Genomic DNA, 13,722 nt, shown 5'->3' with positions numbered 1-13,722 from the left:
CTGGATCTGCCGCTGCGACAGAAGATCGAAATCGCCAAGGCGGCGCTGCGCGAGCCCAAGGTCTTGCTGCTCGACGAACCGACCTCGGCGCTGTCGGGTGAAGACATCGCGTGGCTGGGACAGATCATTGCTCAGCAAAAGGCGCGCGGCACGACGATCATCTTCATCACCCACCGCATGCCCGAGGTGCGCATGTTCTGCGACAGCCTGACCATCCTGCGCAATGGCAGCAGCGTGGGCACGTTCGGCATCGACGAGATCTCGGACGAAGAGGTGATCGAGCAGATCATCGGCCGCTCGCTGGACAAGACCTTCCCGCCGAAGCCGCCGGTGGACCGGAACGTGGAGCCGGTGCTGACGGTGCGCGACATGTCTGCCGGGCGCCTGCGCAAGGCGTCCTTGTCGCTGCAGCCCGGCGAGGTGCTGGGAGTGGCCGGCCTGGCCGGCATGGGTCAGCTCGAGTTCTTTCTATCGCTCTTCGGCGACATCCCGGCAAGCTCCGGCACCATCACGGTGGACGGGCGCGAGGTGAAGATCGAATCGCCGCGCGACGCCATCGATGCCAAGCTCGGCATCACGCTCGTGCCCGAAGAGCGCAAGACAGAGGCGCTGTTTCTGCGCCTGGACGGGCGGCAGAACACCGCGCTGCCGGTGCTCGACCGCTACACGCGCTTCGGGCTCATCGACAGCGCCGCCGAGGGCCTTGCCGTTGCCGGCGCCCTTGCCAAGGTGCAGGTTGCCGAACGCGCGTTGTACATGCCGGCCAACTCGTTCAGCGGTGGCAACCAGCAGAAGATCGTCATGGCGAAGTGGTTGCTGGCCGGCGGGAGAGTGCTGCTGCTGTTCGACCCGACGCGCGGGGTCGACGTGGGTACCAAGCACGAAATCTATCTGCTCATCAACGAGTACGTGCGGGCAGGCGGTTCAGTCATCCTGTATTCGACCGAAATCGAGGAGGTGGTGCATCTCAGCCATCGCGTCGTCGTGTTCTACGGCGGCAGCATCGTTCGTGAAATCGACGGTGCAGTCGAGGCCATCTCGGAATCGGAAATCATGCGTGCGGCCCTGGGAAATTCGCCCCAACACGGATCCGCAACGGCTAGCCAGAAGGCGGTTCAATCATGAGCAACACTGCAATTGTTTCGTTCGCGCCACCAGCGGAATCGCTGATGGCCCGCTGGGCTCCAGGGCGTGCTAAGGGACTCTTGATCGCGATCGCGGTTTTGGTGGTGCTCTTTGCGCTCGTCAACTTCCTGTCGGCCACGCCTCTGGCGTATCCCGACCTGCTTTACCTCTCCTCCGGTGGACTGACACTGGCGGTCGCGGCGCTCGGAGCAACCATCGTCATCCTCACGGGCGGCTTCGACCTGAGTGCAGGTGCGGTCATCTCGCTGGTGAATGTGCTGGTGGCCGTCTACCTCAACGATCACCCGGCCTCGCAAGGCACCGCCGTGCTCATCGGCTTGGGTGTGGGCGCATTGGTGGGAGCGTTCAATGGGTTCTTCGTGGCCGTCCTGCGTTTGCAGTCGATCGTGGTCACGCTTTCCACAATGTTCATCCTCACCGGCATCACGCTGGTGGTGATGGACAAGCCTGGCGGCATGGTGCCCGAGTCCTTCACCCGGTTCTTCACGGGCAGCGCGATTGAAGGCGTATTGCCCGCACCCGTCCTGGTGATCGGGTTCGTCGTGCTGGCCTGGCTGGCGGTCAAGAAAACCCGCTTCGGCACAGCGCTCTACGCGGTCGGCAGTGATCACGAAGCAGCGACCTATTCAGGCATCAACGTGGTGATGACCAAGCTTGGCGCCTACACGCTGGCCGGCTTGGCCTATGGCGCCGCGGGCGTGCTCGTGACCGCGCAGACCGCGACGGGGGATCCGCTGGTGGGCGTGCCCCTGCTGCTGCAGACGTTCACTGCCGTGGTGCTGGGAGGCACTGTACTGGGTGGGGGGCGAGGCGGCTGCGTGGGCTCGGTCGTCGGTGCATACAGCCTGATGCTGATCGTCAACATCCTGTTGGTGTTGAACGTGCCGGCCTACTACGGCACCATCGTGGAAGGCTTGGTACTGATCGCAGCCGCGCTCGGCACCACCGGTGTGTCTCGTGCACAACTCGCGCACTGGTGGCGCCAGACGGTCAAGCGGCGTGTCGCCGACGCGGYGCGCTCCAGTCCCGTAGTGCGGCTGGTAGCGCCGGCACGGCAACTGCCAGCTGGCGCGAACTGGCTCAAGACACATGGCGTCGCGCTTCGCTACGTGTTGCCGGCTTATGTGTGCCTGCTGCTGATCATGCTTGCAATGGTGTTCCTCGGACGCCCGATCGACATGGGTTACCTGAACACCTTGATCCTGCTAGGCTCGTTTCTGGTGGTGCTGGCCTTGGGCCAGGGCACTGTCATTCTGACCGGGGGGCTTGATCTGTCGCTGCCCTGGACCATCGGTCTTTGCGGCATCCTGCTCGGAGGGTTGGCCCGCGGCAGCAACGAAGCCGCGCTGTGGGCGATCCCGTTGGTGCTCGCTATCGGGGTCCTCATCGGCCTGGTTAACGGGCTGGCCATCGTGCTGTTCAAGCTTCCGCCGATCGTAGCCACCTTGGCGATGAACGGCCTGCTGCAGGGCATCGCGCTGCTCTACAGCAACGGCACGCCCGATGGATTCGCGCCGCCCGCTCTCAAGTGGCTGATGAATGCGCGGATCGGACCGTTTACACCGGTGGTGTTTGCCGTGATCCTGTTTGCCTTTCTGGGCATCGTCCTGCTGTCGCGCACTGTGTTCGGGCGGCAGGTCTATGCAGTCGGCAACAGCCAGCGGGTGGCCCATCTTTCCGGTGTCAACGTCGGGCGCGTGACCATGAGTGTCTATGCCTTAAGTGGGCTGTGCTCGGCGCTCGTCGGGGTGATGCTCACGGGCTTCGGCGGGCAGGCCAGCCTCGGGATGGGAGACCCCTACCTGCTGCCATCGATCGCCGTGGTCGTTATAGGCGGCACTCTCATCACCGGGGGACGCGGAAAGTACGTCGGGATGATCGGCGGCGTGCTGCTGCTGACCGCCCTGCAGACGTTGCTTGCCGGCACGATGATCCCGCCCTCGATCCGGGACGTGATCTACGGCGTGGTCATCCTGTGCGCGGTGGTGATGCTGCGCGAACGGTCGTCCCACTGACCGGCCGGCGCTGTTCCCAGGAGGAGTCTGATCATGGAGCGAACCATCACGTTTACCCCGGCGAAGGCGACATGGGGCACGAAGGCAGCGCAGGCGCCCCATGCGCCAACGATGGCAGAGAGTGTGGCGCAGAAGTGGATATTGCGCGGCTCCAATGGCTGCGGTTTCGATGGAAGCATCGGCCATGAAGCTGCGCGTTCGCCAGCGGTCCCGCCCAACAGCAACATTTCACATTGAAGAATCAAGGCGCATCCAGGCAGCCAGCCAAGTGGTTGCTGACGATGCAGGCGCGCGGGATCTGGATCACCCGCTGCTCCACATTCGACTGACGATCCCAATACTCGGAGACAGATCATGTTCAAGCTTTCAGACAACGGTTGGTGGGAGCGCTATATCGCGGAGCTCAACGCCGACACCCATTGGACCAAGGCCGCCAAATATTTCAGCGGGCAGATCCAGTTCAATCACGACAAGGGCCATTCGACGTTGGCCGTCGTGGCCGGCCGCGCGGTCGCGGCATTTCCCGATGGAATTCCGCTGGGTGCGGAGATCGAGGTCGGCGGGCCCGACGAGGAATGGCAACGCGTGCTCGACGGCAAGATCGATTGGTTCGAGGCGCTTTCGCCCGGTCTGGGTCGCCTTGCGCTGTCAGGCAACACGGTGGCCGCCTGGCGCTACGTCGACGTCATGGCTCGGGCGTTTGACGCGATGAAGCGAGTCGGCAAGCCCGAGTCGCTTGACGCGGCCTCGTATTCGCCAGCAGGGAAGTCGTCTGGCAAGGAGATCAACGGTCACTACGTCGTCGTCGACGGGATCCGTGTCTATTACGAAGAGGCGGGCGAAGGCAATCCGATCATCTGTTTCCATGCGGCAGCGCAGGACACCCTGATGTACCGGCATGTGCTCGAAGGCCTGTCCGACAACTATCGCGTCATCGCCGTCGATGCGCCGGGTCACTCGAAGTCGGAACTGCCGGCGGATGGCCCATTTCAAAGCCTGACGCGTCATGCTGAATTCAACGAAAAGATGATGGACAAACTCGGGCTCGTGAAGCCCGCCATCATCGGTTGCTCCATGGGCGGAAATCTCGTGCTGGAACTTGGCGCGCGCCGACCCGATGCATACAGCGCGATCGTGTCGGCCGAGGGCGCGGACTACACACCGACGGTTTCAGAGTTCTTCCTCGACATGCTGCTGATGAACGGCACCGAGATCATCGGCGCCTGGTCTCGGTCCATGACCGGTTATCGCACGCCGCCTGACCGGGCACGCGATGTGGTGTGGCAGATCTCCCGCACCACGCCGGAAGTGATGCGCGGCGACTTGACCGGCTACGGCAATTTCGACAAGCGAGACCAGGTGGGAAAGATCAAGGCGCCCGTCCTGCTGCTGCGTGGTGACGCCGATTGGCTCGTTTATCAAAGCAAGGTTGAAGAGACCGCATCTCGCATCCCTGGCAGCGAAATCGCGGTGCTGGCGGGCACCGGGCATTACCCGATGACCGAGAACCCGCTCGAATTCTGCGAGACGGTACGGGCCTTCCTTGAGAAGGCCGGCGTGGGCAAGGCTCCGCGCTAGAGAAATCGTCGATGTGGCGCCGAACCTATTTCGGCAGGTTTGCCCTCGGCCGGGATCCCGACGAGCAAGGGCAATTGGGATTTACAAACGGAGAGTTTCCATGGCACAAGGCACTCACAAAGAGATCAACGGCACGACTTTATGGGTCGATGACACAGGAGAGAGCGATCTTCCCGTCGTCCTCTGCCTGCACTCCTGCTTCCTGGACGGCACCATGTTCGACGGCCTGGTCAAGGCCGCCAAAGGCAAGTTCAGGGTGATCCGTCCCGATTTCCGCGGACAAGGCAAGAGCGCGATCGAGGACGTTGACATCATCAGCATGGACCAATGCGCGGACGACATGCAGGCGCTCATCGATGCGATGGGCATCAGGTCGATCAACGTGATGGCCCAGTCGATGGGAGGGGACGTTGCATTCCGTCTGATCGCGCGACGCCAGGAGTTGTTCCGTTCGCTGGTCGTCGCCGGCTCATCGGCCTGCGGCGAACCGCCCGAACAGGGTGCTCTCTTCGCGCAGTGGGTGGTCGATGCCGGCAACCAAGGCTTCACAGGCGAGATCCTGGAGATGACGATGCGGGTGATGTTCGGCGAGACCACCCGCCAGAACCCCGCCAAGAAGGAGATGGTGGCGTACTGGCGCGATCGGATCGCCGCCCTGCCGAAGTCGCTGCGTCCTGCGATGAAGGGCGTCATGCATCGCGAGAGCTCGGTCGAATTGCTGCCCTCGATAAAGATCCCGGTGCTGATCATCAACGGCGAAGAAGACATGCCCCGTCCGCCGGCGTGGTCGGACCAGATGAAGGCGGAGCTGCCCAACGCGAAGCTGATCCGATTGAAGAAGATCGGCCACAGTCCCACCTTGGAAGCCCCGGAGCTTGTGCTYCCCGAGATCGTGGGCTTCTTCTCCGATCCGAGCGTCTGAGGCTGCGCTGGCTCTGGCGCGCGAGGCCGGGGATGGAAGGGCGTCGAGCCCTGCTTTGCTACCAACTGGAGCATATCGATGCTGACAAATGAAGCGCAGGCTTTCGTGAAGAAATGGAGCGAGAGCTTGCTGGACTTGGGACCTGTCCTGACGGGCGAGAACAAGACGGTATCTCTGGACGAAATCCGGGCGCTCTACAACAGGATGCTGGCGCAGAACCCTGCACCGGCGGGCATCACGTTCGAGCATGTCGTCATTGGCGGGATACCGGGTCAGGTGGCGATCCCCGACGTTCTCAAGACCGACGCCATCGTTGTCTATATCCACGGGGGCGCGTACATCGTGGGCGGGCCGGACGGCTACCACGGCATCAGTGGCAATCTTGCGAAGATGTTGGGCGCCAAGGTGTTCCTGCCGGACTATCGGCTCGCGCCCGAGCATCCATTTCCGACTGCCATCGACGATACCCTGCGGTTCTACAAAGGCTTGCTCGATGCAGGGCACCCAGCCAGCAGGATCGTCTTTGCCGGCGAGTCTGCTGGTGGCGCAATGACCGTGACCGCGATGGTGGCTGCCCGCAACGCCGGCGTACCACTGCCGGCTGGAGGGGTGGCCATTTCGCCTTGGGCCAACCTGGAGCACACGGGCATCTCGATGACCAATCGGGAAACGATCGACCCTTTGAACAGCAAAGCCGGTCTTGTCTTCCTGGCGAGGGTGTTCCTGCAAGGCGCTTTGCCAAATCATCCGATGGCATCGCCGGTCTTCGCCGACGTAACCGGTCTGCCGCCCATCATGGTCCAGATGGGCGAAGCAGAACTGATGCTCACGGACGGCATGCGCCTCGCGGCGCACCTTGCCGAAAATCGTGTCAGGATGACTCTCGAAGTCTGGCCCCATATGTTCCACGCGTGGCACTTCGTTGGGACTTTGCAGCCCGAGGCACAACAGGCCATGGAGAGCGCCGCATTGTTTTTGGAACAGTGTCTGCGCAAAGCGAACTCGTCGGCTGGCTGAGTTCCATGGGCAGCGAGATGCACGGCCTGATCTACGGCGTCATCCTGCTGATCGTGGTGCTCACGATGCCGCGTGGCCTGGTCAGCAAGTTCGGCGATTCAATCAAGAACTTGCTGGATCGCTTGCCAGGCACGGCTGCTGACGATGCTGTTCCGGCCGTTCCCCAGCGGGATGCGTCCCGGTTCTCGGCTGGCCAAGTGATCCTGAAGGCCGAGCATCTGAAGAAGAACTTCGGCGGCCTCAAGGCGACTGACGACGTCTCGCTCGAACTGCATCGAGGAAGCTGGCCGACCGCGGCTACGTGCTCGAGAACGGGTAGTTTGCATTGTCGGGAACCGGCGCGGAGTTGCTCGCAGGTCCGCACGTGCGTAAAGCCTGCTTGGGGCACTGATGCCAAATGGTCACACCCCCTCTGACCGAGCGCACCTTTGCGCGCAGTCCACCGATACCTACGATTCATACACGGCTTGAGTCGATCGAAGCAAGCCAGTTGCCGTTCCACTCTCTTCAAACCAGGACTACACGATGACCACCATCACGACCGTTGCAAAGCCGGACGAACTCGCTATCCCTTACGCGCTGCCTCAAGTGCCCTTCATGTCGCCGGACCTGGTCCATCTCAATGTGATGGACAAATGGCTGGAGGACGACAACCTGTGGGTGCCGGTCACCAAGACCGTTTCGTTCAAGCCGCTGCTGCTTTGCACCAGCGGAGGCTATTACGTCAACCTGCTGCGCGTGCGCAAGGCCGGCGTGCTCTCGCGTCATCGTCACACTGGCGCGGTGCACGCGATCGTCCTGAAAGGCCGATGGTTGTACCTGGAGCACGACTGGGTCGCCGAGGAAGGCTCCTATGCGCACGAGCCTGCTGGCGAGACGCACACGCTAGTCGTCCCCGAAGGCGTGGATGAGATGATCACGTGGTTCCACGTCATGGGGGGCTACACATACGTCGACCCACAGGGTGTGGCGGTCGGCTACGAAGACGTGTTCACGAAGCTTGAAGCCGCCCAGAAGCACTACAAGGAACTCGGTCTGCCGGAGGACTATATCAAGCAATTCATCCGCTGAACTGGCGGGGCAAGGTGTTGCCGAAGTAACTGCGAGGCGCCTTCTTCATTGCGGCGCTGCAGCCAGAAGCTTGAGACGTCGATGGACTCCTACACACAGCTGTTGGCCTTCGTCTGGGTGATCGAAAGCGGCAACTTCTCGGCTGCCGCGCGCGGGCATGACTTGAGCCCTTCGACAATCAGCAAGCTCATCACCGCCCTCGAAAGGCGTTTGGCTGTTCGCCTGTTTGTACGTGGTGCCCAAACATTGACGCTGACCGAAGAAGGCGTCGCCTTCGAGGGCTGCGCCCGTGCAGTCACCGAAGCGATGGCTGCTGCGGATTCCCTGGCCGAGGCGCTTCCGCGGCGAGTTTCAGGTGTGCTTCGCATTCACACCATGACGACGTTTGCCAAGCATCAAATCCTGCCTTGGCTACCCGAGTTCCTCGTTGCGAACCCCGATCTGGCCGTCGAGATCGAGGTCGGCGCGCAGTTCGTGGATCGCTTCGATCAAGGTGTGGACGTTGCCATTCACAGCGGGGTCTTGCCGGATTCCTCGCGCGTCGCGCGCCGGATCGGCGAGTCGGAATGGCTCGTTTGCGCCTCGCCGGCTTACCTGCTCAAGCATGGCGAGCCAAAGATGCCTGAAGACCTGTTGCAGCACAGGTGCTTCAACTTCAGTTTCGCCAGTCCCTGGARCAGCTGGTCGTTTCGGCGGGCCGACGAGATGGTCACGGTGCCTGTGCAATGCAGGGCTTCGTTCACCCAGGGCGACCTGCTTCGGGACCTGGCCCTCGCCGGCGAGGGCGTCGTGCGCCTGGCGGACTTTCACATCGGCGCAGACATTGCGGCCGGCGCGCTGGTTCCACTGCTGCAGGCGTTCCGCCTCAAGCTTCGCGAACCGGTGTATCTGATCCATGCGCACCGCGAACACGTCAGTCCGAGGGTCAGGGCCTTTCAGACATTCATTGAAGCGCGCATCGCGCGGCAAGGCTGGGCCGCGTGAGTACCTGGGGCCCTCTACCGTCGGGCTGAGAGTGGCTGCCGCTCGGAAGCAGTGGCGGGAGACTTCTTGCCGGAAACCGTCGGGCGAGGCTTTTCGGCTCGCGAAGGTGGCCTCGTGCACACGGTGGTGGGCAGCGCAGCCCACGTGAGCGACATCAGCGTCGCCGGCGCACTGCTGTATGGGGAAGAGCAGGCGGCCTTCGGCGATGCCGGCTACGAAGGCGCGCACAAGCGTGGCGAAGCCCAGGGGCTGACCTGGTCCTGCCGACCGGATGCTGCGGATCGGTCAGGCTGCGCAGCGGTTTGGCATCAGCAAGATAAATCGAGCGAGTGCGGACCGATCGCCCATCTGTTGCCCCTCGATTGCTGCGCTTCGACCCGTGCTCGACGAGGGGCGCGCCGCGCATCCTTATTTGGGAGATTTCCTAGGCAGGCGGCGCGGTGTTGCCGCTGCGCCTCTCCCCACGGGTCCCTCTGGTTCGCGCAACGCGGCCGATGCCGAGGCATGGCTCTCTCGTAGCAGTGTGATCTCGCGTTCTGACTGCACTTGGAGACGCTGAAGCTGTGAGGCGAGGTCGGTTGCCCGCAGATCTGCTCCAGCGGCGCGCTCGCGCAGCGTCGCCAATTCGACCTGAGCCGCTTGGTGCTGTAACGACCAAGCCGCTGCCGCGTCGCTGTGCGCGTTCTTCTCGTGCTGTAGCGCCTGCTGCGCACCGACCAGAGCCGCGCGAGCCGTCTCGGCATCGGCAGCGTGGGCCTTTTGCACCTTCGCGAGTTCGGCGGTGACCTGGCGCGTGGCCATCCGCTCGCGATCGACCTCAGAGAGGAGGCGGCGTTCCTGAGCGAGGTGTCGCTCCTGGGCTTCCTCGGCTGCGCGCTGCTTGTCGCGCAGTTCCATGGCTGACTTTTCGCGCAGCGCCTCCTTGCTGGCCACCGCCTCGTCTAGAGCCTTGCGCAAGCGTCGCACTTCGGCTTCAGCGTCGCTCAGCAGGCGAGCCGATTCCTGTTGCTGCGTGTGCATTTGCGCCTCCATGGCCCTGACCGCCTGGCGCGAGGACGCGAGGGCCTCGTCGAGCGCAACGCGGGCATGCTCGAAGGAGSCCTCGCGCTGCTGGAGGTGTGCTTCCTTCTGGGCCAGGGCGCTGCGCTGAAGCTCGAGCTCGCGGCGGGCCGCTTCGGTCTTCTGGACCTGCACCTGGTCGGCTTCGCGGCGCGCGGCGTCCCAGAACTGCTTGGCGGCCTGGACGATGGCCAAGGGGAGCTGGTGCGCCTCGCCGTCGGCGAGGTTGGCGCCATGGCCGTCCAGGCGTTTGCCGAGCGTGGCGAACCAGCGCTCGAGCATTGGGCTCACGGTGTTGGGCGATCCGCTGCCGATCCTCTGGCGCACGCGCTCGATCGTTGGGCGCAAGCCTTCATTCAGCAGCACGTCGGCGGCTTGCCAGACCTGGGCTTCCTGGACTCCGCGGCCGCTTCGGATCGGGTGATTGAGGTCGCTCGAGCTTTTCGGATCCATGCCGGCTTTCCTTGCTGTCTTTAACTTGCGATAATAAATGATTATCGCAATCTATCTATGTTTTACGTAGCACATCATACATAATACGTATGCAAAAGCACAGAAATACAAGCATGCTCGGACTGGGCTTGTGGCTCGTTCGTCGTTTGGAAGGTCTTCGAGGTCGCCCATGAATCCTGCTGAAAAAATGCCATCGTCCAAGGCGTTGATCCCGCTCAAGCGCAGCCACGCGCTGCTCGATCCCGGCCAGCTCTCCGACATGGCCGAGGAAGCCGCGCACGACCTCATGGCCGAGGGCGAATCGGACAACACGCGGCTCGCGTATCGCGCCGCCATGCGCTACTGGGCGGCCTGGTTCGGCGCGCGCTACGGCCGCCAGATGGCGCTGCCGGTTCCGGTGCCGGTCGTGGTCCAGTTCATCGTCGACCACGCCGAGCGCTCGACCAAGGCGGGACTGGAACACCAGTTGCCGCCCGCGATCGACGAGGCCCTGGTCGAGGCCGGGTTCAAGGGCAAGCTGGGTGCGCCGGCCTTGAACACCCTGATGCACCGGATCTCGGTCCTTTCGATGGCCCACCATCTGGCCAAGCAGCCCAATCCGTGCGTGGAYGCCGCGGTGAAGGCGCTGCTGAGCAAGACAAGAAAAGCCTACGCGAAGCGCAACGCCCTGCCCCACAAGCAGCGCGCGCTGACCAAGGAGCCGCTGGAGGCGGTTCTGGAGACCTGCGAYGACTCGCTCAAGGGGAAGCGKGAYCGCGCCCTGCTGCTSTTCGCCTGGGCYTCGGGCGGGCGCCGGCGYTCGGAGGTTTCCGAAGCCGTCTACGAGAACCTGCGGCGGGTCGATGSGGGGAACTTTCTCTACACGCTGGCCAGCTCCAAGACGAACCACAACGGGAAGGTGCGGCCCGAGGATGTGAAGCCTGTCGTCGGATCGGCGGCCGAAGCGCTGGAGGCCTGGCTCAAGGCCAGCGGCATCACCTCGGGGCCCCTCTTCCGGCGCATCCTCAAGAACGGGAAGCTCGGCACCGACGGGCTCTCGGGGACGGCGGTTCGGGACATCGTGAAGGCGCGGTGTGCGCTGGCCGGCGTGGGAGATGATTTCTCGGCGCACTCGCTGCGGTCGGGGTTCGTCACAGAAGCCGGAAGGCAGAACATGCCCTTGCAACAAACGATGGCCATGACCGGCCACCGCAGTGCGGATGTCGTGACGGGCTACTTCCGGGCCGGCGCCGCGCAAACGAGTGCTGTCGCTCGAATGATGGATTCAGGAAAGCGGGGCCCGGACGAGATCTARTAGGCTATTGGCTACATCGCTCTAAAAGYGAAGATTTAGTCATGAAGCAATGGGATCGGRAGGAAAAGATGGACGAGAYGGAGACCCTCGAGTACCAGGGATGGAAGTTCTTGTGCGKCGGCGAGCAGCTGCCMTCAGGATCTTTCCAGGCGACTGTTCGCTACAAGGCACCGCCCAGCGACGACATTCGTACCYTCGTTCTCGACCCTGAGAAATTCGACACTGCGCAGCAGGCGCTCGAACGCTCAAAAGAGCTTGCGAWGAAGTGGGCCAACGAGCGAGGTGGCGACGGGCGCGGAGACGCTTGAGGGGCGCGAGCTTCGCGCATCGCGCCAAGGCCGCGCGTCGCACGCATCCGTGGCTTCGATCCATCGAAGGTCGTGCCGTAGGAGCCCGGCTACTCAAGTGCAAGCTCCTTTGCAGCAGTGCGGCAATCTTCGAAGCCCCACCCTCGGTGGACCGGCTTCCGGTGCAAGGAGGTTCCTCATGAGCAATCCCTGGACGAAGAAGAATCCGCTGATGAGCATGTGGCTCAGCGCGGCGAACAAGACGATGGGCGCGGCGCGTGGCCAGGCCACGCGGGCTGCGAAGCGCGAGGTCGGAGCGGCGCAGGCGGCCGCGACGCAGCACATCGTCGATTTCTGGAGTGGCAAGACGGCCAGGACAGCGTCAAAGCGCAAGACGCGGCGCTGATGGCGCGACGACCAAAGGTAGGCGGATGGCGAGGGTACTCGCGCGCGGCATGGAAGCGCTTGCGAGTACCTCGTGGCAGGCCGGCACGCGCGCGATTGACCGCGCGGTCCGGCCGGCGCTGGAGAAGCGGCGCCCCCCGGTCGGCGCCGGTCAGTGGATCCCCGGCGTCGCGATGGGCGCGACGGGGCTGCGACGCTTTAGGCGCTAACCGCCCGCCGGACATCAAGTTCGCTGAACGCCTGCCGTTGATGGTGATGCTCCACGGTTGCGGCCAGGATGCGAAGGCCTTCGCCACCAGCACGGGCATGAACCGGATCGCGGCCCGCGAGCGCTTCCTCGTGCTCTACCCCGAGCAGGATCGGGCCTATTCCCAGGGATGCTGGAACTGGTTCGACACCGCCTCAGGTCGGGCCTATGGTGAGGCCGCCCTGATCATGAAGGCGATCGACCAGGTCTGCCTGATGTACGCCGTGGACGCTCGCAGCGCGGCACCCGGAGCGATTCGCGGCCGTCGTGATGCATTCGGGCATTCCACCGGGCACCGCCAGCTCGGCCCTCTCGGCGCTCGGCGCCATGCACGGCCATCGCTCGACCAAGCCGATGGCGGTCATCCCGGGAGGCATGGCCACTGCCTGGCCACCGCTCATGGTGATCCATGGCACACGCGACACGGTGGTCGCCGCGTCGAACGGTCGTGCCGCGGCTCAGGCATGGGCGGATGCGTCAGGCGCCTCCACCACCGCCCGGCGCAGTGTGCAACGGGGCCAGCGCTACGGCACACAGGTCACCGACTTCAAGCGCCGAGGCCGAACGGTCTCGACGCTGGTGGAGATCGACCGCCTTGGGCACGCCTGGAGTGGCGGCGCGGCCAGGCAAGCGCACAGCGACATCCGCGGACCGGACGCGTCGCGGATGGCATGGGCCTTCGCTGCCCGCCAGTTCCGCGCCTGATCCGGCGCGACTGCCGACCCTGGCAGTTCGGTCACCGATCGTGGGCCGATTCCGCGCGCACGATCTGGTGCAGAACCGCACTCGGGTCGGTGTCCTCGGTCAGGCTCCGGACCTCCCGCTGGGCCTCGCCCTCCACCCCGAGCTTCGTCGCCACCTGCGTGACGAGACGCAGGAGGGCTGTCATCTCGCGTTCGTTGAGCAGGTTGATCTGCAGATCGAGGTGGTGGCGGCGTTCGTTCTCCTCCGCCGCCATGTTCTGGCTGATGAGGATCAGGATGGACAGGAAGATCGCCTCCAGCGAGACGATGAACAGCAGGAAGGTGAAGGGGTACGGATCGAACTTCACCAGGGACTCGTTGAGTGCGATCCATACCGCGAACACCGCGAGGTTGATCCCACTCTTGTCCAAGACAGAAGGCGTTGAGCCATCCCGATGCGTGGGGTAAAAAGTTGTCGCCAAACGAACTTCCACCCCACTCACGAGAGGCCCAACGTGAAAGCATCATGCAGCATGTTCAGTCAGATCCTCAAGCTGATTC

14 protein-coding genes and 2 pseudogenes are annotated in these 13,722 nt (G+C 63.6%); 14 read left to right on the top strand and 2 right to left on the bottom strand.

Going from position 1 to position 13,722, the window contains the following annotated elements; all coding sequences use genetic code 11:
- The 10 genes and pseudogenes from AC1DY5_RS19395 to AC1DY5_RS19350 all read left to right on the top strand — a co-directional run.
- The coding region (locus tag AC1DY5_RS19395; RefSeq protein ID WP_478113907.1) for an ATP-binding cassette domain-containing protein at positions 1-1,125 on the top strand (1,125 nt) is incomplete at its 5' end.
- The gene (locus AC1DY5_RS19390; protein ID WP_478113905.1) at positions 1,122-3,161 is read left to right on the top strand and encodes an ABC transporter permease; all 2,040 of its coding nucleotides are present in this window, start codon (positions 1,122-1,124) and stop codon (positions 3,159-3,161) included. The genes AC1DY5_RS19395 and AC1DY5_RS19390, both read left to right, overlap by 4 nt.
- Before the next feature lie 33 nt (positions 3,162-3,194).
- Entirely contained in the window at positions 3,195-3,398 is a 204-nt protein-coding gene (locus AC1DY5_RS19385) for a hypothetical protein (protein WP_478113903.1), read from the top strand.
- 117 nt (positions 3,399-3,515) lie between these two features.
- On the top strand, positions 3,516-4,739 hold the full coding sequence (locus AC1DY5_RS19380; protein ID WP_478113902.1) for an alpha/beta fold hydrolase: 1,224 nt from the start codon (positions 3,516-3,518) through the stop codon (positions 4,737-4,739).
- 100 nt (positions 4,740-4,839) lie between these two features.
- Positions 4,840-5,661, top strand: a complete 822-nt coding sequence (locus AC1DY5_RS19375; RefSeq protein ID WP_478113900.1) for an alpha/beta fold hydrolase — start codon at positions 4,840-4,842, stop codon at positions 5,659-5,661.
- Between the two features lie 78 nt (positions 5,662-5,739).
- Positions 5,740-6,678 carry an alpha/beta hydrolase gene (locus tag AC1DY5_RS19370; protein WP_478113898.1) on the top strand — a complete coding sequence of 313 codons (939 nt, stop codon included), beginning with the start codon at positions 5,740-5,742 and terminating at the stop codon, positions 6,676-6,678.
- 5 nt (positions 6,679-6,683) lie between these two features.
- Positions 6,684-7,094, top strand: a complete 411-nt coding sequence (locus tag AC1DY5_RS19365) for a hypothetical protein (protein WP_478113896.1) — start codon at positions 6,684-6,686, stop codon at positions 7,092-7,094.
- 109 nt (positions 7,095-7,203) lie between these two features.
- Positions 7,204-7,749: a 2,4'-dihydroxyacetophenone dioxygenase family protein gene (locus AC1DY5_RS19360; protein ID WP_478113894.1), complete on the top strand. Its 546-nt coding sequence runs from the start codon at positions 7,204-7,206 to the stop codon at positions 7,747-7,749.
- Between the two features lie 102 nt (positions 7,750-7,851).
- Complete coding sequence (locus AC1DY5_RS19355; protein ID WP_478113892.1) at positions 7,852-8,733, top strand: LysR family transcriptional regulator; 882 nt, start codon at positions 7,852-7,854, stop codon at positions 8,731-8,733.
- Between the two features lie 102 nt (positions 8,734-8,835).
- Positions 8,836-8,991, top strand: a pseudogene (locus tag AC1DY5_RS19350) (IS5/IS1182 family transposase); the annotation flags it as partial.
- Between the two features lie 150 nt (positions 8,992-9,141).
- On the opposite strand, the gene AC1DY5_RS19345 reads toward AC1DY5_RS19350, so the two are convergent.
- Entirely contained in the window at positions 9,142-10,245 is a 1,104-nt protein-coding gene (locus AC1DY5_RS19345) for a DNA-binding protein (RefSeq protein WP_478113890.1), read from the bottom strand.
- Positions 10,246-10,504: 259 nt separating this feature from the next.
- Between AC1DY5_RS19345 and AC1DY5_RS19340 the strand changes: the two genes are divergently transcribed.
- The 4 genes and pseudogenes from AC1DY5_RS19340 to AC1DY5_RS19325 all read left to right on the top strand — a co-directional run bounded on the left by AC1DY5_RS19340 (position 10,505) and on the right by AC1DY5_RS19325 (position 13,183).
- Positions 10,505-11,539, top strand: a complete 1,035-nt coding sequence (locus AC1DY5_RS19340) for a site-specific integrase (RefSeq protein WP_478113909.1) — start codon at positions 10,505-10,507, stop codon at positions 11,537-11,539.
- A 486-nt stretch (positions 11,540-12,025) separates the two neighbouring features.
- The gene (locus AC1DY5_RS19335; RefSeq protein ID WP_478113888.1) at positions 12,026-12,232 is read left to right on the top strand and encodes a hypothetical protein; all 207 of its coding nucleotides are present in this window, start codon (positions 12,026-12,028) and stop codon (positions 12,230-12,232) included.
- Positions 12,232-12,648, top strand: a pseudogene (locus AC1DY5_RS19330) (PHB depolymerase family esterase); the annotation flags it as partial. The gene AC1DY5_RS19335 and the pseudogene AC1DY5_RS19330, both read left to right, overlap by 1 nt.
- A gap of 100 nt (positions 12,649-12,748) precedes the next feature.
- Positions 12,749-13,183 (top strand): alpha/beta hydrolase family protein, encoded by a 435-nt coding sequence (locus AC1DY5_RS19325; RefSeq protein ID WP_478113886.1) that lies wholly within the window; start codon positions 12,749-12,751, stop codon positions 13,181-13,183.
- Between the two features lie 31 nt (positions 13,184-13,214).
- Here the strand turns inward: AC1DY5_RS19325 and AC1DY5_RS19320 are convergent, their stop codons facing one another.
- Positions 13,215-13,592 carry a DUF1003 domain-containing protein gene (locus tag AC1DY5_RS19320; RefSeq protein ID WP_478113885.1) on the bottom strand — a complete coding sequence of 126 codons (378 nt, stop codon included), beginning with the start codon at positions 13,590-13,592 and terminating at the stop codon, positions 13,215-13,217.
- Between the last annotated feature and the right edge of the window lie 130 nt (positions 13,593-13,722).

Source organism: Variovorax sp. P4_D9, assembly GCF_056401695.1.
Note: the sequence above shows the minus strand (reverse complement) of the source record. Positions and strands in the feature narration are given on the sequence as shown.